Below are 17,493 nucleotides of genomic sequence, written 5' to 3' on the forward strand. Positions count from 1 at the left end.
CTCGTGGACGGCTATCCCAGCGACCTCTGGGCTTATGACCAGATCCACTTTCCCCTCCGGTGGCTTCTGTCCCTCATAGATGAGCTTCTTTAGGGCCTGGACGTCCTTAACCGCCCAGCTCCACGGTTCGTCCTTCTCGATGAGCTCCAGCCCACCGGAGAACGCCCTCTGGACGAAGGGGGCCTGCTCCATCTGGCCGTTCTCGAAGACGACGAGGTTGTACGTGATGGAAACGCGCGGGATTTTGCTCTTCACATAGGCTCCCTCGCTGTTGAGGAAGACCTTTTTCCAGAGCCCGTCGGAGTAGCCAAGATATCGCATTGGCACGTTTACGCCCGTTGCTTTAACTTCCTCCTCGACCTTCCTGAGAAGCTCCATCTTCTCCTCCGGGGAGACATCCCTGAAGTCCTTCTTCATCTTGACCTTGTATGAAACTCTGTGGAAGTCCTCCTCGCTGAAAACCATCGGCTCGTTTCTAACGCGGGAGGCAGCTCTGGCCAGCTTGACGGCCTTCCTGACGGCCTCGGCAACACTCTCCTTCGTGAGGACGTTCGTGCTTGCGAATCCCATTCCCTCATCGACCAGGACCCTTATTCCCATTCCCCTGTCAGCGAGTATCTCAAGGCCCTCGGGGTTGCCGTTCTTCATTGCCAGAGAAGTGCCGTTCTTCTCCTCGAAGCGCGCCTCCGCGTAGCTCGCCCCCATTTCGAGGGCCTTCTCAACCGCGAACTCTACGAGTTCATGCATGCACATCACCTCGGTTTACTGCATAGAATAGTGCGCCCGGAAGTATAAAAGTCTTTTCGTTAAGACGGTAGTCGAAAAGAGAGGAGGGTTTAAGGCCATCTGAACTTAAAATGTGGACGGTGGGACAATAGACGGGTTGTGAGTCTGAAAACAGAAGAAGCTCGCTGAAGGGAGTTAATGAAGAGGAGCTTAGAGAACTTGAAAGGCTCTCGAAAGAAACATTGGAGAACGTAATGCCATGGAGGTGGACCGAGGGAAAGCTGGGATTAAAAACTCAAACCTTCTCCTCACACTCACACGGCTTCTTTCCGCAGTAGGGACACACTCCCGGATATTTCTTCTTCGCGGCCTCTTCCAAATCCACTCCGAGCAGGTTGGCCAAGCTGACGAGCCACGCCAGAACGTCGGCGAACTCCTCTTTCATGGCCTCGCGGTCCTTCTTCCTTATCGCCTCGCTCAGCTCTCCAACTTCTTCGACGAACCAGAGGAAAGTCCTCTCAACGCCTCGCTTTGAGTCCTTGTGGAAGTATATATCGTGGATGAGCTTCTGAAACTCACGAATTTCCATAACTTATCACCGGGATGAAGAGGTAGGGAGTCTATAAAAATGGGACGGTACTGGGATCGCGGGGATAATCCCATGATTCCATCATTTATTTTCAGCAAAAGTTTTTGAGCGAATCGCCCAAATAGGAATTATGGTTTCAGATTTTTGTATAAAGGTGAGCACAATGACAATAGGTGGTGTAACCGGACCCGGCGGTGCTGGAAAAACGTCGCTTACCGTGAACCTTGGAGCGCTTCTGACCCATGATGGAGTACGAACGCTGCTCATAGACGCCGACCTCTACTTTCCAGACATGGCCTTCCACCTCGGCATAAAGTCCCCGTACACGATCGGCGCCTACCTGAAGAATCCCCGTGTGGATCTCAATTGGCTGATCCACCGCTACCGCTTCAATGGACTCTATGCCATAATAGGAGACACTGAAGCACCACCTGATCCCGACGCGCCTTACTCAAAGATACCCGGCCTTTTGGAAGTACTCAGGCATTTCTACGGGGGCATCCTGGTTGATTTTCCTCTGGGGTTGCCCGTTGCCGCCCACAAGGTTGTTGATATGCTGGATTTCCAGATTCTGGTTATTGATCCCTCCAACGTCCCGCTGATTGATATCGAGGATTACGTGGAGGCAACTATCAGGAAGTTCCGGGAGACGGGATGTCCCAACCTTGGAGTCATCATTAACCGCCCTTCCCTCCCGCAGGATCGGCTGGAGGATCTGATTTCGTTTATCGAGGATGCCCTCGAGGTACCCCTGTACGGGATTATTCCTTTTGATCCGGCGATCTTTGAGGAGACCACCGCTGGAATAGTCTCACCCACCGTTGCCTTCGAACCCTTAAAGGAAGTGGTCCACATTATCGAGGATCGCTTTCTGTGAGGTCACCGGTGTGAGACATGGGTGAAGCGGGTTTCTCCCCGTTTATGAGGTTAGCAGTCTGGCGGTCTCATCCAACAACCTCCCGGCCAGCTCCCGCTTGCTCATCCTGGGAAGTTTTTTGACGAACTCCCTGCCCACGAGGATGACCTCGTTCTCCTCACTGCCAAAGGCCTTGAGCGTGTTGGCCACAACGAGGTCGCTCCCTGCCCGTTCGATCTGTTCTCTCGCGGCTTCGATGAGTTCTCCCTCGTTCATCTCTGTTTCGGCCTTAAATCCAACCAGAAAAACGTCCGGCTGAAGCTCCTTTACCCTGTCTATTATCTTCGGCGTCGGTTCGAGCTCAAGGGTTAGGGGTTTTCCGCTCTTTATCTTCACACCGGCCTTCTCCTTAACGCGGAAGTCGCTTACAGCGGCGGTTAAAACGACAATATCGTATTTTTTGGCCTCTAGCTCGTTTTCTATGGCTTCAAGCATCTCTTCGACGGTTTCGACCTCGATCTGGTTCTCTACGAAGCTCGGAACGCTTCCCTGCGTTTTGATGAGGGTAACCTCGGCTCCCCTGAAGTCGGCCTCCTCAGCTATGGCCATACCCATCTTTCCACTGCTTGCGTTGGTTATGTAGCGAATCGGGTCTATGTACTCCCTTGTCGCCCCAGCGGTTATCAGAACTCTCTTTCCGGCTAGGTCTTTCCGGTGGAGCTTCTTTATCACGCGGTAGACGATCTCGTCTATCGAGGCCACCTTCGCCTTGCCCTCCTCAAAGCGGGGCCCTATGAACTCGACACCGAGCTCCTTGAGCTTTTCGATGTTCTCAACGACTATCGGATGCTCGTACATGCTGGAGTGCATCGCGGGGGCTATCATCACCGGTGTGTGGGCAAAAGCCGTTGTCACGACGGTTGTAACTGGTGTGTCGTCAATCCCGCAGGCGATTTTCCCTATCGTGTTCGCCGTAGCGGGACAGACGAGGATCAGGTCGGCTTTATTTTCGTGGTCTCCAGCCAATTCAACGTGCTCTATGAAGCCCGTTATCTCCGTCACGACCGGGTTCCCTGTGGCGAACTCCATAGCGTAGGGGTGGATTATCTTGGTGGCGTTCTCGCTCATGACCGCGTGGACTTCTGCCCCATGTCGTATCAGTTCGCGCGCAAGCTTGACGCACTCCACAGCGGCGATGCTGCCGGGAATCGCGAGAACGATTTTCTTGCCGACGAGTTTTCGGCTCTTGGTTGCATGGATGAGCTTGACATGATGAAGCATCGGAACCACCATCTCGGGATTATCTCGACCGACTTTAAACCTTTGCAGGGAGCCACCGAAATTCCTTTTCAAGGAGCGCCAGTTCCCTTTTATCTATCGTTTTTCTGTTGATTATGAGTATCAGTGTGGCGCCCTTGGCGCTCAGGTGGTCCTTTAAGGTGGTCATGAACTTAAACGCAGCTTTGAACTCGTTTTCGATGATCAGATACTCGACGCAGTCTATGAGAACGACCGTGTCTCCGTCCGCTTTGTCGACGATGTACTGAAGGAGGGGTGCCAGTTTGGTTGGAGGTACCCCGTTTTCCACGTTGAGTTTGGTTATCCATACGTACGGGACGTCCTTCTCTTTCAGGAGGTCCGGTTTCCTCGTGACCGCGAGGACCTTCTTCCCCCCAAGCCTCAGAAGGAGGTTCTCAACCCCATTCGTCTCGTCGTACAGGTAGGAACCCCTCAGTACCGTTGGATCCCCGTTGCCTACCGTTCGTGGAACTGCTCTGGCCTTTATCTTACTCTCCCCCTCCACCAGTGCCGCGAGGAGTATCATAACGCCTACGGCGACTAGGACGTCGTCGAGGACCTTCATGAGCTTCGTGGGGAAAAACTCGTTAAGAACGTTGACGAGGAAACCCGCCCAGACGATTGTTATCCCAAGGAACACCCATTTAAGGAGGGGGTGGCCAATAAACGGCCCAAGCAGACGTCTGGATCGGAATAGGACATAAAATGCCCCGGTTACGGTTAGAAACTCAAGGATTTCAGCGCTTAACTTCACCATCTCATAGCTGACCATCCTCACGGCCCGGAATAAAGAATGGTGACGGGTATTTAAGTGTTACTATCCATGAGATTAAAACATGAAAGCGACATCACGTTATCAAACATAGTTGTACTCTAACATGATGGTGCATTGAGTCTCAGAACGTAAAGCCCCGGGCGCTGCCCCTTTAAACGCCTAACCCCTCCTCCCGTTCGGGACAACGTTGCCCTTTCCGGGCTGTGACTACCCCCTATCCGCGCTCCCAAAGTTGAGGTAGTAATGGATCTTCTCCTCCAGCTCTCTGTACTCTTTTTCATCCATTCCAAGGCTCCTCCTGAGGCGTTTGTTTTGGGCTATCATTGCGGCGAGCTGAATCGCCAGGTTCTGATTGTCCATGGCCAGGTAGTATGTTTTGAACTTGAGCGGGGACCATTTACCCTCCAGCCCGTAGAGCTCCTTTTTTAAGGAGTCCACTTCCCGCTTCAGTTCCTCTATCTTTCTGTCCGTGACCTCAGGGGGGACATTATCTATGAAATCACCTTTGAGGAGCATCTTAATCGTATCATCGATGCGGAAGCCGTATTTTTTGGCGATCTCCTCCACACGTGCGAACGTCCCGTCATCGATCTTTACTTTGAGCTTTTTCCAGCGTCCCCCCGTGCTAATGATTACCTTCATAGCCCCTCACCTTGGCTTCTAGTCTCCTGTTCTCCTCGCTCAGCTCCGCCCGTTTCTTCATGAGGTACACCTTATCCTCTTTAGCCATCTTCTCGAACTCGATGAGGGAGGAGTAGTGCTCTTTCATCTCCTCCAGTTTCTTCCTCAGTTCGGTCAACTTCTCCGTCAGGTACCTGTACTGGAGGGTCCTTAAAGTGCGTTCGAGACCCTCAAGATTATTCAAGTTGGGTTTAAACTCGCGCTTGTGACGCTTTAATTCCTGGAACTCCTCTTCGGAGACCAGGATCTCAATCTCTCCGTCCAAAAGACACACCCCTCAGGGGAAATCTCCCCGCTTTTCTCTTTGGTTTGAGCATGTTGATGGCCAGTGGACGTCCCTTCAGGGCCTCTATCGAACGTCTAACAGCCAGCGCTTCCTCATCACTTGGACTCTCCTGTGACCTGTAGTCGAACTTCTCTATAAAATTGTTGAGCAGGTTTTTGAGTCCGTCCAGTTTCTTTATGTGGATCTCCTCAAGCTCCCTGGAGATTTCTGGACTGGACTTTCTGAGCCTCTCCTGGAGCATCTCGTAGTGACGTTTGCAGAATATCCCCTCGGACTTCTCGTAAACCGGCAGGAGTTCAGCCATTCTGTCCACCAGGGAGTCTATGGTGAGGGATTCCTTCTCCCGTGCCAGCCTGCAGAGGTAACATTCGCTCTCTTGGGGGGGTTCGCCCCGCTGGATTCCTTCGATGTACGTCCTGAGCATATGTTCGTAGATTATCGCGACACCAAGCCCCCCGTAGAGGGGGTTTGAATACGCTATGCTCAGGAGCTTCCATGCGTGGTAGGGACACAGGCCGAGGCTTTTCTTGAACTCCTCCCTCAGGGAGGGGTCGTTAACGTGTTCGTAGAGTATGGTCCCTATCTCGGACTCCTCAAACTCCTCGATTAACCGGCACACCGGACAACCGCCTTTCTCTATGGCGTCCCTGAGATGAATCCCTATCATGTCCATGGGGATCCCTCAGAGATACCCCATCATGAAGTCGAGCACCGCAAGGGCCCTGTAGGCGTTCTGGAAGTTTGATATACCGAGCTCAAGGCTCCTCCTAAAGCCCCCGTTGGAGTTCTGGAGCTGGCGGATGAACCATATGTGCCTCTTGGGGCATGTCGGTGTCTCGTGCTGAAGCTCAATCCCCCTGGTGCCGTAGAAAGTTGGCTCCAGGTAAGGGGGCAGTGAGTATGGAACCTCGGTGAACCCACCCCAGTCGCCGCAGAGCTCGCAGTTCTTGAAGTGCCTCGCCTTTGGCGGTCTGTAACCGAGGGCGTTGAGGGAGTACAGGGCCTGATACGTCATGGTCGTTGTGGGATGTTTAACCCCGAAAGCGTCTCCCATCCGAAAGCGCATCACAAATTCCCGGATTCTCTCCCTTACCTCATCCTCGACACGGTATCCCATGCTCCTGAAGGCTTTTAGAACCCAGTACGTGGCCTCAAGAGGTGTGGCGGTTCCAAACTCCTCACTCCCACCTAGACCGACCGCGAACTTGCCCTCCAGTGGATTGTACTTTGTGAAAACTATGTCAACGTGCTCCCTCGCGATGTCCTCTGCTCCCAGTATTGCGAGTCCCTCAAGGGCCATGGCTATGGCCACCACCGCCGTCTGCGGCTGTATAGCCCCTTCAAGGAATTCTATGGTCTTTTCTTTATCCGGCAACTCTATGTTTAGCAGCTCGTGGATTTTAACGGCGTAGTATGTGTCGTTGACGTTGGTGTCGTCAAGAACGCTCACAAAACAGTAACCGCCATCCTCGTGGCGCCTGTCCTCTACGTACTGGATGAGCGAGTTACCGTTGATGAACCTGGAAATTTCATACAGCTTTGAGCCCATTCTACCGCCTCCAGCCTTTTCTGCGGAGAACAGGCGTCATTAGCCCCGTGGGGCGGTTTGAACCTGACCTCCGGGCGGACGCCATCGCCCAAGGACACTCCGGGAATCACTTTAAAAATGTTTATGGTGCAACCACCTAAAAACTTAATAAGTTCCGGGGAACTTTCCCTCTGTGATGGAATCATGGAGTTCATAGCCTTCACTTACGTTGGCAACTTCGTGGATAGGAGGGTAATAGACGAGGTTGTCTTCAACGTCTTCGACGGGGCAAACCGATTCTTTGATGAGGAAGGACTCCCCCTCCGCTTTCTTTACATAGGACGACTGAAACTTGAGCCGGGTTATCTGATAAACCTGACGACCGAGGAGGGCAGGGTGATGGTGTATCCACTGGAGGCCCTCGTGGAGCTCCTGTACTCGCGGCTTCTCAGGGAGATGGAGGGGCAGAGGGGTATACGGATGAACAAGATATTCGCTCTCACAACCTTCCCGCTCGTCTCCCGGAACCGTTATTTCGACTTCTATGAGAAGTTCCTCGGCGTCCACGAGACCCTCCTTGGCCTCAGGATGATGATGCTGTCGATGAAGCCCTTTGAACCCGAGGGCCTCTCCAGGCTCCTGGCCGCCGGTAAAACCGGGGGGAATCTAGACGTGGACGCCGGACGGGGGGTGAAGCTGAAGCTCCGTCTTTTCAAAGACCGCCTTTTGAAGGGTGTCCTCCACGAGGTCGGCCACAGTTTCGGCCTTGAACACTGCCACAACCAGTGCGTGATGAACTCCCCCGCGAGCATGGAGGAATGGGACCTCAGGCCCCCTGGCTACTGCGACGATTGTATGGCAAAGCTCCGCACGTCACTGGGGGACGGTGCGATGGGATAGGTTACCGTCCCTTGACTTCTTACCTCATTCTACGATCACTCCACCTGGCGATGGTTAAGGTTATTATACCGTAACCCAACCTCTAACTTAGGTGATAGCATGAAGTTGCCCAGCAACAAGACGAAGATAGTGGCCACCATTGGCCCGGCATCCATGAATCACAGGATCATTGAACGGATGATAAGGGCTGGTATGAGTGTTGCACGAATAAACTTCTCCCACGGGAACCTTGAACAGCACGAGAAGACCATCGAGCTCATCCGGACCGTCTCCAGGAGAATGAATCGTCCCATAGCCATACTGGGTGATCTTCCCGGTGTTAAAATTAGGGTGGGGGAGGTTCAGAACGGCTCCGTAACACTCCGCCGCTGGCAGACCGTTACCCTGACGACCCGTGATGTCATAGGCAGCGAGGCTCTGCTACCCGTGAGGTTTAAGGAGTTTCCTAAACTGGTCTCAAAAGGGGATGTGATATACCTCTGCGACGGTTTCATAGCCCTGCGGGTGGAGGACGTCCGCGACAGAGATGTTGTGTGTAAGGTTCTTGTGGGGGGGACCGTGTTTTCCCATAAGGGAATAAACGTACCCAACGCGAGGATGGCCATTGACGCCGTAACCGAGAAGGACATGGAGTTCCTGAAATTCGCCCTGGAGCACGGTCTAGATGCTGTGGGCATAAGCTTTGTGGGCTCGGCTTATGACATCCTCAAGGTGCGTCGTTTCATTGATGAACACGGGAAGGACACCTTCATAATAGCCAAGATAGAGAGACCTGATGCAGTTCGTAATTTTGATGATATTCTAACTGCTGCCGATGGCATAATGGTTGCCAGAGGGGACTTGGGAGTGGAAATGCCGATTGAAAAACTGCCGGTACTGCAGAAAAAGCTTATACGCAAAGCCAACATGGCGGGTAAGCCCGTCATAACCGCGACTCAGATGCTGGAGAGCATGACCGAAGAGAAGCTTCCCACCAGAGCCGAGGTGACGGATGTTGCCAACGCCATACTGGATGGTACCGATGCGGTGATGCTGTCAGAAGAAACCGCCGTGGGTAAATACCCCGTTGAAGCGGTTCAGATGATGGCCAAGATCGCGAAGACCACCGAGGCCTACCGTGATTCCCACTGGGCAACGCTGCTGGCGGGCTGGAAATTCTCGGAACTCCGGGATCAGAGGAGGAGGGGGGAGACGGTCAAGGACGCTATAAGCAGGAGCATCATCGAAGCTCTGAGCGTCATTGACATCAAGTATATCCTCACCCCTACAAGAACCGGGGAAACTGCACGTCTCATAGCCCGCTTTAAGCCGAAGCAGTGGGTTTTGGCGTTCGTGACCAATCCACGGGTAGCGGGGAGGCTCATGTTCTCCTACGGTGTTTATCCATTCATAGTAGAGAAGACGAGCGAGGAGGAGATACTGAGTATGATACGGAGCCTCGGCCTCGTTAGGGAGAACGACACCGTGCTCCTCACTAAGGGGACGCCGATCGGAAAAACCGCCGGTACGAACACCATAAGGATATTTCAGGTTTGACTATCATCGGGATTTTTTGTCTTTTTGCGCCCGTTATATAATCCAGCTAGGCGCTGCGGCATAAACCGGCAAAAATTTGGGGGGTCACCCCTCGTTCCTGAGCTCCAGGGATGTGTGCTCCTCTTTTATGAGCTCAACGTGTTCCATTATCCTGTCGCTCAGGGTTTTGAGCTGCACTACCAGCTCCTCCAGCTCACGTATGCGCTCGTCCAGCGCCCTCTCCCTTTCTTCAAGTTCTTCCATGGCCCGTGCTAGGTTCTCTTCCTCTTCTCTACGGTAAACTTCGATCTTCATTCCCTCGGACCTCCAGGTTATCCTTCCGTCCCCGATCCCAAACGGCACCGTTACCCGGATCACGTCATCTTTTTTAACGCCCATCTCCCGAAGCCTTTTAAAGATGTGCTGGTTGAGTTCTGCCGCGGCCCGTATTACCTCTCTGGGTCTTACCTTTCCTCTGGTTACCGCGAAGAGTACCCTTCTGACCTTGTAAGCGTATCCAGATGCCCTGACAAAGCCCGTGCTCAGCCTCATGACCACCACCGTAAATATTTTAGCGTATGGGAGATAAATAACTTGTGGTGAAAAAATGAACATCCTGATATTCGGACCACCCGGAAGCGGCAAGTCGACGCACTCCAGAAGAATAACTGAGCTCTACGGCCTTACCTACGTCTCTTCGGGGGACATGATAAGAGAGGAAATATCCAGGGGGAGCGAACTGGGGCGGGAGATGGAACGCTATCTGGCGGCGGGTGAACTGATACCGGACGTTGTTGTTAACAGCCTGGTAATATCCCGGCTGCGGCGCGACAGGGGAAACTTCATCCTCGATGGATATCCCCGAACAGCGGAACAGGTTCTTGCCCTTGAAAACTACCTCTACGACCATGGAATCGGCATCAACGTTGCCATGGAAATCTTCATATCGAAGGAAGAGAGCGTAGAGCGCATCTCCGGGAGGAGGATATGTCCGAATTGCGGGGAGGTATACCATACTAAGTACCGTCCACCAAAGTTACCCGGAAGGTGTGATGTCTGCGGTGCCGAGCTGGTCCAGCGGAGCGATGACCGGCATGAGGTTGTGAAGAAGCGATACGACCTTTACGTTAAAAACATGAAACCCATAATAAAGTTCTACAAAAAACAGGGCATTTACGTCAGGGTGGATGGACACGGGGGCATAGGTGAGGTCTGGGAGAGAATCCGGCCGTTGCTGGATTATATCCACTCTCAGGAGGTTACCCGCAGAGGTTCTAGAGGGGCTCCATGAGGTTGTCGTTCTTTATCTCCTCATCCCGGGCTGTACCCTCTTTTTCATTCCCAGAAGGCGTTGATAGTTGAACGTTGACGTTGTAATCCCCTTTTCCCACGGTGGTCCAGAGATACGCCTCAATTTTGTCAGAGATGTAGTCTGCAAGCAGCTCCCTTTCGTAGGGGGGATTACCTTTGAGGACTAGGCGCGCGGTGACCATCGGTGGGGTTCCCCCCTCGAAACTTAGGGCCACCGCGGCGACCATCACCCCTTTCTCTTGGAGCTTTATCCACAGGCCCTTTGCAACCTTTTCTAGGGCACCTTTGAGCTCATCCGGAGCGGCTTCGACGCTTATCCTGGGAGCAGAGGGGGCCTGTTTATCAGTTTCGCCAGCTTCAACGAGTTTTAGCTCCCCCAAAACAAACTTCCCGCTCCCCATCCATTTGAACCGCCCGTTTGCCTCTTCGACCATCCTTTCAACGGCGATCCGGATGAAATCCTCCATGCGGGAAACCCCGCGGTTTCCCTTGGAGGCCACCACCAGGGAAAAATCCACACCGACGTTGTCCTCGCTGGGCTTAACCTTTGCGTCAATCCCTTCCACGCTCAGGCCAACGGCGTCGAGTGCCTCAACTATCCCCTCGGTGAAGAGTTTATCAACGATAGGGTAATATTCGGCTGGCTCGACGTTAACCTTTACCATGACACCCCCCACTACGTCGTCGAATTACTTAAGCTTTTCCAGATGTCCTGTTCCGAAGGTTTTTTATCTTCTCCATGGGTATAAGGGGTGGTGGTTTCATGAAGGTGAGGTTCTACGCGACGTTTCGTGAGCTCGTTGGGAGGAAGGAGGTTGAGGTTCACGGGGTGAGAACGGTCGGTGAGCTGATTGACATCATCTCCGAACGTTACAGCCCCGAGATTAAGGAACAGCTCCTCAGGAGCCCCCGCATCAGCGAGAAAAAACCCATCGATGGCATGATCTTGGTCAACGGTCACAACGTTCTCCACCTCCGGGGGCTGGACACCGAGCTCAAGGAGGGTGATGTTGTCTACATATTTCCTCCCGCGGGGGGTGGTTGAATGGCCGTTGCGGAGCTCTGCCTCTTCCCACTGGGGACCGGCACTCCAAGTGTCGGCAGGTACCTGGAGCCCGTTCTCAAAGTAATCAAGGAGAGCGGTCTCAAGTACCGGTTGTGTCCGATGGGCACCGTCGTTGAGGGTCCGGTTGATGACATTCTGGAGCTGGTAAAAATCTGCCACAGGACGGTACTGAAGGCCGGGGCAAAGAGGGTTGTTATAAGCCTCAAGATAGACGACAGAACCGACAAGCCCCTTACACTGGAGGAAAAGGTGAGGATCTGAATGGCCGAGTACTTCAACAGGATAGCGGCGAGATACGATGGCTGGTACAGGACCAGAACGGGGGAGTACGTGGACAGGACGGAAAAGAGGCTCATCTTCTCCATGATGCGCTCCCGTGGGGGAAGGGCCCTTGACCTCGGGTGCGGTACCGGGAACTATACTCTCGAACTGAAAAGGAGGGGTTTCGACGTAACCGGCCTGGACGCGAGTGAGGGCATGCTGAAAGTTGCCCGTGCAAAGGGTCTTCCCTGCATCGAGGGGGACGCATACAGCCTGCCATTCGCGGACGGGAGCTTTGACCTGGTGCTCAGCGTGACCATGTTCGAGTTCATCCGTGAGCCGGAGAGGGTACTGGCGGAGGTACACAGGATTCTGAGACCTGGGGGGGAGGTCGTGATAGGGACGATGAACGGGAGGAGTTTGTGGTTCCTGTTCAAGAGGCTGAAGAGCCTCTTCGTTGAGACCGCGTATCGCTACGCAAGGTTTTACACCCCCAGTGAACTTGAGGGCCTTCTGAGGGACTTCGGCTTCGTTGATGTTAACTCCGCAGGTGTTATCTTCCTCCCATCGTTCTGGCCGTTCCCAAGCCTTGCCGAGCGGCTCGACGAGAAATGCAGTAAGAGATGCAGGGAACTGGCGGCCTTCGTGGCTGTTAGGGGGGCAAAGGCGTGAAGAAGGTTCGGCTCATATCCCGGGACGAGGCTTTTAAGCGGGCGGAACGCATAGCGGAGGAGTACTGGGCGGTGCATGGGGTGGAGTTCACCGTAGAGGACAGATTTATCTGCATCGACGACGTGGTTCCCACCCAGGCCGCCTTAAGTGAGGTTAAGCTGCTGGTGGTTCTGCAGGAGATAAAGCACGGCTACAACGCTCCGATAATAGTCATACCCTACAACCAAAAATATTATCTGATTGACGGCCACCACAGGGCGTTTGCCCTCAAAAAACTTGGTTTTCGAGAAGTCGAGGCCCTGATACTGCAACCGAATTCTGTATTTGTGCCGGGTGCCCCTAAAACGGCCGAGAAGAGCGGATTGAGGGGATTGGAAGATATAAAAGTGGTAAGGGACTAACCACCCTCCCAGATCACGTACTCTTTCCTTGCGATGAAGATGGGTTCGATCCTCTTCCTGACGACAACGACCTTATCCCTGCCGTACTTCTGGTAGAGCCCCTCTATGAACTTCTCAAAGACTCCCGACGGCATTGAGGCCTTTGCGGTTATGGTGTTGTTGCCCTCCCTGAGGTTCAGGCCGCCCTTAACCGGCACGTATTTGATTATGTCCATGTGCGGCTCGAGGTAGAAGTCTTTCTTGTATATGTCCTTGCCGTTGGGGGTCACGTAGTACACGATGCTCGCACGGAGAGTGAGGTTGGCGGTGTAGTCCCTTCTGAACGCCGCCTTCAGCTCAAGGGTGCCGCTCTTCCCCTCAGGTAGGACGTAGCTTGGGTCCGCTATCTTTCCATCGACCTTTGGGGCACTGGTCAGGACACCCACCGGGCCCGCCTGATAGAGAACAAAGCGGTACTTGGTGGCGTTCGGGATGTATAGGTTGACCGTTACAGGGGTCTCGTTGAGGTGGTTGATGTAGAGGCCACTCACCAGGGTCTTCCTGTCCACCAGTTTAGTCCCGTTGTAGGCCTCGAAGACGAGGGTGGCATCTTTAACGTCCCTTCCGAAGGCGGATATCCAGAGACGGAGTGTCTGGTTCCCCAGGGGGAGTTTGCCCCCACCGAGGGTGCTGTAGAAGGCCTTCCACGTGCCGTTCTCAAGCTTATCTATTCTGTAGATCGCGAACGGCCTGAACTTGTAAACCATAACGCTGAAAGTGCTGTGGACCGGCACGAAATTGGCGTAGAGCTTCTGGGCGTCCCAAGGTTCGAGGGAGAACGGGATACGGAAGGCCAGCCTGACGTAGTTGCTGAAAGCTATCTTCTTGTAGGCCAGAATCCCGTAGTTCTGGAAGATGTAGAGGACGTAGGGCATGTCACCCCTTCCGTGTATGACCCTCCCAGTCGTCATGTCTATCGTCATTATCGGCTGTGCCGCGCCGTTGGGTGTGTCAATGTAGACTATCTGTCTGCCGCTCTCGTTTGCGTAGTGAATGTACTTCCTTCCGATTGCGTAGAGCATTCCAAGGTCGTGGTACTCACCGTAGTTTATGGCCCCGCCCAGGTAGCTTATGGCATTGAACTTGTAAAAGTCACTGTCCTGGTACAGCGGGTTCATGTAGGTTATTATGTAGTTCAGCTCCCAGGCCTCAAAGTCCACCTCGCTCTCGTTCCAGTAGTGTGTGAAAAACTTGGCCACGAGGTAGCGCCTATCGTAGGCGTGTCCACCATCCGTTATCGCCCTCCTATGGCTCAGGAGGCTCGACTCGATCCAGTAACCGTAGTCCCACCAGCTGGTCGCGCTGTCGAGCGGGTTACTGTTGTTCTTGAGCCACTCCAGGGTGTTCACCCAGTCACTTGGGACCGAACCCTGGGACTTGGAGTAGGCGTGAGCGATATCGCTTGTGTACCTAGCTCCAACGACGGGGATTGGAACAAAGAGCAGGATGAGGAAGATGGCGTAGAGGGCTTTCGTGTTTATGGATTCCTTCATGTTCTCAACGAACAGGAAGGCTTCTCCAACGACCACACCTGCTAGCAGAAGTAACGCTCCGGACGCCTGGAAGACGAATCTGACGCTCATGTAAAGAAGGTACAGTGAGGCGCTGTAGTACGTTATGAGGAATAGCTCCTTGTAGCCGCTGACATCGGCTTTGGCAAGCTTCGTGACGAACCTCGCAAGCACTACAGCAAACCCGGCTAGGGACAACAGGAACACCAGGGCGTCTTTGGACTTGACACTGTAGTAGGATTTTATAGTCCCGAGGTTCGTTTTGGCCAGCTCGGCCACCGTCTGGTAGAGGGGGTTCGACTGATACGCCGCGCCGAAGAACTTCCAGAGGTCCCTTCCAAAGTACGCGTAGGCCGCTGCAAAGCCGAGGATGATCACCACCACGACCGTCCCAAACCTGTGCTTCCTGTCGGAGTAGTTCAGGCCCACCTTCTCGCCGAGGAACATCACCGCCACGAGCACCAGAAGCGCGGCGAACGCTTCCAGAGCGAAGATCAGGAAGCCCTTTATCCCCACGAACCCTCCGAGGGAGAGACCCAGGCCGATCAAAAGGGATACCCCGTAGAGGGGGTAGCTGTCCCTAATGAATTGTTTGAGCTCTCCCATTTTGCCGAATGTGAAGAGCACCACGGGGTAAACTGCCACTAGGGCAAGGAGGATTCCGACACCGAACTGGCTTCCGTTCCAGACACCCATATAAATGGGGCTGAGCAGTAGGAAGAGGGCCCCCCAGAGGATTTTCTTCCAGTTCCACTTCCCCTCTTCGATGTACAGTAGGAAGGTGACCATGGTGTAGAGGAAGAACATCATGAACGGCCCTTCACCACGGTTGTTGCCCGAGAACGTTTTGCTGAAGTTGGCGTAGGAGAAGCTCATGAAGGCGGCCGCCCACAGTCCCGCCCAGTCTGAATGGAGCTTTCTTCCAAGTAGGTACACCGCTATTATCGTCATCGCACCGACGAAGGGTGGCCACAGTTTGAATGCCCCCATAACCGTGGTGCCGAAGAGGGCGTGAGTTATCTTGTAGAACCAGGCCTGAACGACGTAGAGGCCGAGGTATCCACCCTTCAGAGTTATGCCTGTCGGGGGGTTGGCGTACGCCAAGTACCTTGGGATTCCCTCCTTTATGGCTATTTTGTAAAGCTCAAAGTGGTAGAACGTATCGGGATCAAGGAACGTCTTGTAGTTCGACGTAACGTCCCTTATCCTGAAGCCTATGTACGCCAGCAGGAGGACGAGTGCGGGAATGCCGTACGTTTTCAGCTTCCCATAATAATGGGAGAGACCCCTTCTGGAGTCCGATTTTTTCTTCTTTTTGACATCGGTTTTCACCATAGGAACCACCTCACTCCACGGTAACGGATTTGGCCAAATTCCGCGGTTTATCGGGGTCGTTGCCCCTCAAAACCGCTAGATGATAAGCTAGGATTTGGAGGGGAACCACGTAGATCATTGGGGTTAAGACTTCACTTATGGATGGCATCTCTACAAGAACGTCCGCGGTCCCTCTGAGTTCATCCGAGTCGCTCAGAGCGACGACCATGGCCCCTCTGGCCTTCGACTCCTCTATGTTGCTAACCATTTTATCAAAGAGGTGCCCGCTTGGCGTGATCGCGATAACGGGGACACCATCCTCCAGCAGGGCGAGCGGCCCGTGCTTGAGCTCCCCCGCGCTCAGCCCCTCGGCATGGATGTAGCTTATCTCCTTGAGCTTAAGGGCACCCTCAAGCGCCGTGGGGACGTTGATGCCCCTCCCGATGTAGAAGAAGTCCTTTCGATCCTTTAAGCCCTCTGCGAGCTCTTTTAATCTCCCCTCAGTGGAAAGGACACCTTCAACAAGTTTCGGCACACCCATGAACTCGTCTTCAAGCTTTTTAATCTCATCTTCCCCCCTCCTTCCGAGCTTTCTTGCCAGCTCTATGGCGAGCATCGTCAGAACTGTGATCTGGGTTGTGTAGGTCTTGGTCGCCGCCACCCCGATCTCGGGTCCGGCGTGTGTGTAGAGGGTAATGTCCGCTACGCGGGTCGCCATACTGCCGACGACGTTCACTATCGCCAGGACCTTGGCGCCCCTGCTCTTCGCCAGTTTCATCGCCGCAAGTGTGTCCGCTGTCTCGCCACTCTGTGTTATGGCTATTACAAGGGAGTCTTCGTCAAGTATGCTCTCTGCACCGTACCTGAACTCACTGGCCTCCTCCACGATTGCCATCTTCCCAGCAAGCCGCTGAAAGAGGTACTTTCCCACCAGCGCCGCATGGTAGGAGGTCCCCATTGCCACGAAGAACACCTTGCCGTACCTTGCGATCTCTTCAGCCACGGCCGGGATCAGGTCGCTGTTCCCGTGGATTGCGTCTTTTATTGCCCTGGGCTGCTCGTGTATCTCCTTCAGCATGAAATGGGGGTACCCACCTTTCTCGGCCATGTCCAGGGTCCAGTCTATCTCCTGAACTGGTTTTTCTACAATCTCCCCGGTTTCCAGCCTTTTAACGATATACGATTCCCTTGTCAGAACCGCGTATTCTCCGTCGTCCAGGAAGACTGCTTTCCTTGTGTACTCAAGAAAGGCAGGGACGTCACTCGCCGCGAAGTTCTCTCCCGTTCCTAGCCCGAGAACCAGCGGGCTCTCGTTTCTTACGAAGTACAACCTGTCCGATTCCCCGGCGTACACTATCCCCAGTGCAAAGGAGCCCCTGAGTCTTAGAAGGGCTTTTCTCATGGCGTCTTCGAAGTTCCTAGAGGACTTTAGCTCCTCCTCTATCAGGTGGGCTATGACCTCGGTGTCGGTATCGCTCTTGAAGGTGTGCCCTTTTTTCCTGAGGTCCTCCCTCAGCTCCAGGTAGTTCTCAATTATACCGTTGTGCACGAGGGCGATTTTGCCGGAACAGTCGGTGTGAGGGTGGGCGTTTATCTCGTTTGGAACCCCATGGGTGGCCCAGCGGGTGTGGCCGATCCCCCGATTTCCGGGCATGTTAAGCAGACCGAGCTCGCTCACCAGAGGGTCTATTCTCCCCGCCCCCTTTTTAATGTGCAGGCTTTCCCCCTCCCCTGTAACGACACCGGCAGAATCGTAACCACGA

Annotated in this window: 20 protein-coding genes and 1 riboswitch; of the genes, 8 read left to right on the forward strand and 12 right to left on the reverse strand. The window is 53.8% G+C overall.

Annotated elements, in window-relative coordinates:
* Both MVK60_RS04595 and MVK60_RS04600 read right to left on the reverse strand, forming a co-directional pair.
* Window positions 1-747, reverse strand: a 747-nt coding sequence (locus tag MVK60_RS04595; RefSeq protein ID WP_297436931.1) for a TldD/PmbA family protein, incomplete at its 3' end; no start/stop codon positions are given.
* A 274-nt stretch (window positions 748-1,021) separates the two neighbouring features.
* Window positions 1,022-1,315 (reverse strand): MazG nucleotide pyrophosphohydrolase domain-containing protein, encoded by a 294-nt coding sequence (locus MVK60_RS04600; protein WP_297436933.1) that lies wholly within the window; start codon window positions 1,313-1,315, stop codon window positions 1,022-1,024.
* Window positions 1,316-1,478: 163 nt separating this feature from the next.
* On the opposite strand from MVK60_RS04600, the gene MVK60_RS04605 reads away from it, so the two are divergent.
* Complete coding sequence (locus MVK60_RS04605; RefSeq protein WP_297436935.1) at window positions 1,479-2,192, forward strand: MinD/ParA family protein; 714 nt, start codon at window positions 1,479-1,481, stop codon at window positions 2,190-2,192.
* A gap of 42 nt (window positions 2,193-2,234) precedes the next feature.
* On the opposite strand, the gene coaBC is transcribed toward MVK60_RS04605, so the two are convergent.
* The 6 genes from coaBC to MVK60_RS04635 all read right to left on the reverse strand — a co-directional run bounded on the left by coaBC (window position 2,235) and on the right by MVK60_RS04635 (window position 6,761).
* Complete coding sequence (coaBC, locus tag MVK60_RS04610; protein WP_297436964.1) at window positions 2,235-3,452, reverse strand: bifunctional phosphopantothenoylcysteine decarboxylase/phosphopantothenate--cysteine ligase CoaBC; 1,218 nt, start codon at window positions 3,450-3,452, stop codon at window positions 2,235-2,237.
* Between the two features lie 34 nt (window positions 3,453-3,486).
* Window positions 3,487-4,242, reverse strand: coding sequence for a DUF835 domain-containing protein (locus MVK60_RS04615; RefSeq protein ID WP_297436966.1), 756 nt, complete (start codon window positions 4,240-4,242; stop codon window positions 3,487-3,489).
* A gap of 210 nt (window positions 4,243-4,452) precedes the next feature.
* Window positions 4,453-4,887, reverse strand: a complete 435-nt coding sequence (locus tag MVK60_RS04620; RefSeq protein WP_297436937.1) for a hypothetical protein — start codon at window positions 4,885-4,887, stop codon at window positions 4,453-4,455.
* Window positions 4,871-5,191 carry a hypothetical protein gene (locus tag MVK60_RS04625; RefSeq protein WP_297436939.1) on the reverse strand — a complete coding sequence of 107 codons (321 nt, stop codon included), beginning with the start codon at window positions 5,189-5,191 and terminating at the stop codon, window positions 4,871-4,873. The genes MVK60_RS04620 and MVK60_RS04625 overlap by 17 nt, the downstream gene beginning before the upstream one ends.
* Window positions 5,175-5,885 (reverse strand): DUF6062 family protein, encoded by a 711-nt coding sequence (locus MVK60_RS04630; protein WP_297436941.1) that lies wholly within the window; start codon window positions 5,883-5,885, stop codon window positions 5,175-5,177. The genes MVK60_RS04625 and MVK60_RS04630 overlap by 17 nt, the downstream gene beginning before the upstream one ends.
* A 9-nt stretch (window positions 5,886-5,894) precedes the next feature.
* Window positions 5,895-6,761, reverse strand: a complete 867-nt coding sequence (locus MVK60_RS04635) for a hypothetical protein (RefSeq protein ID WP_297436943.1) — start codon at window positions 6,759-6,761, stop codon at window positions 5,895-5,897.
* Window positions 6,762-6,784: 23 nt separating this feature from the next.
* Window positions 6,785-6,859: riboswitch (Fluoride riboswitch) on the reverse strand.
* A gap of 85 nt (window positions 6,860-6,944) precedes the next feature.
* Between MVK60_RS04635 and MVK60_RS04640 the strand changes: the two genes are divergently transcribed.
* Together MVK60_RS04640 and pyk are read left to right on the forward strand one after the other, a co-directional pair.
* A complete protein-coding gene (locus MVK60_RS04640) occupies window positions 6,945-7,640 on the forward strand; it encodes a peptidase M54 (protein WP_297436945.1) in 696 nt (231 codons plus the stop codon).
* 99 nt (window positions 7,641-7,739) lie between these two features.
* A complete protein-coding gene (pyk, locus tag MVK60_RS04645; protein ID WP_297436947.1) occupies window positions 7,740-9,176 on the forward strand; it encodes a pyruvate kinase in 1,437 nt (478 codons plus the stop codon).
* Between the two features lie 84 nt (window positions 9,177-9,260).
* Here pyk and MVK60_RS04650 read toward each other — a convergent pair whose 3' ends face one another.
* The gene (locus MVK60_RS04650; protein WP_297436968.1) at window positions 9,261-9,707 is read right to left on the reverse strand and encodes a single- stranded DNA-binding family protein; all 447 of its coding nucleotides are present in this window, start codon (window positions 9,705-9,707) and stop codon (window positions 9,261-9,263) included.
* A gap of 55 nt (window positions 9,708-9,762) precedes the next feature.
* On the opposite strand from MVK60_RS04650, the gene MVK60_RS04655 reads away from it, so the two are divergent.
* Complete coding sequence (locus tag MVK60_RS04655; protein WP_297436949.1) at window positions 9,763-10,446, forward strand: adenylate kinase; 684 nt, start codon at window positions 9,763-9,765, stop codon at window positions 10,444-10,446.
* Here the strand turns inward: MVK60_RS04655 and MVK60_RS04660 are convergent.
* Window positions 10,430-11,131: a hypothetical protein gene (locus MVK60_RS04660; protein ID WP_297436951.1), complete on the reverse strand. Its 702-nt coding sequence runs from the start codon at window positions 11,129-11,131 to the stop codon at window positions 10,430-10,432. The genes MVK60_RS04655 and MVK60_RS04660 overlap by 17 nt on opposite strands.
* 98 nt (window positions 11,132-11,229) lie before the next feature.
* Between MVK60_RS04660 and MVK60_RS04665 the strand changes: the two genes are divergently transcribed.
* The 4 genes from MVK60_RS04665 to MVK60_RS04680 are packed head-to-tail and all read left to right on the forward strand — an operon-like array spanning window position 11,230 to window position 12,866.
* Entirely contained in the window at window positions 11,230-11,511 is a 282-nt protein-coding gene (locus MVK60_RS04665) for a ubiquitin-like small modifier protein 1 (RefSeq protein WP_297436952.1), read from the forward strand.
* Window positions 11,512-11,793 carry an MTH1187 family thiamine-binding protein gene (locus MVK60_RS04670; RefSeq protein ID WP_297436954.1) on the forward strand — a complete coding sequence of 94 codons (282 nt, stop codon included), beginning with the start codon at window positions 11,512-11,514 and terminating at the stop codon, window positions 11,791-11,793.
* Window positions 11,794-12,465, forward strand: coding sequence for a class I SAM-dependent methyltransferase (locus MVK60_RS04675; protein WP_297436956.1), 672 nt, complete (start codon window positions 11,794-11,796; stop codon window positions 12,463-12,465).
* Entirely contained in the window at window positions 12,462-12,866 is a 405-nt protein-coding gene (locus MVK60_RS04680; RefSeq protein WP_297436958.1) for a ParB/RepB/Spo0J family partition protein, read from the forward strand. The genes MVK60_RS04675 and MVK60_RS04680 overlap by 4 nt, the downstream gene beginning before the upstream one ends.
* On the opposite strand, the gene MVK60_RS04685 is transcribed toward MVK60_RS04680, so the two are convergent.
* The gene (locus tag MVK60_RS04685) at window positions 12,863-15,751 is read right to left on the reverse strand and encodes an STT3 domain-containing protein (RefSeq protein ID WP_297436960.1); all 2,889 of its coding nucleotides are present in this window, start codon (window positions 15,749-15,751) and stop codon (window positions 12,863-12,865) included. The genes MVK60_RS04680 and MVK60_RS04685 overlap by 4 nt on opposite strands.
* A 10-nt stretch (window positions 15,752-15,761) precedes the next feature.
* The coding region (glmS, locus tag MVK60_RS04690) for a glutamine--fructose-6-phosphate transaminase (isomerizing) (protein ID WP_297436962.1) at window positions 15,762-17,493 on the reverse strand (1,732 nt) is incomplete at its 5' end.

Source organism: Thermococcus sp. (genome assembly GCF_026988555.1).
Classification (GTDB): domain Archaea; phylum Methanobacteriota_B; class Thermococci; order Thermococcales; family Thermococcaceae; genus Thermococcus.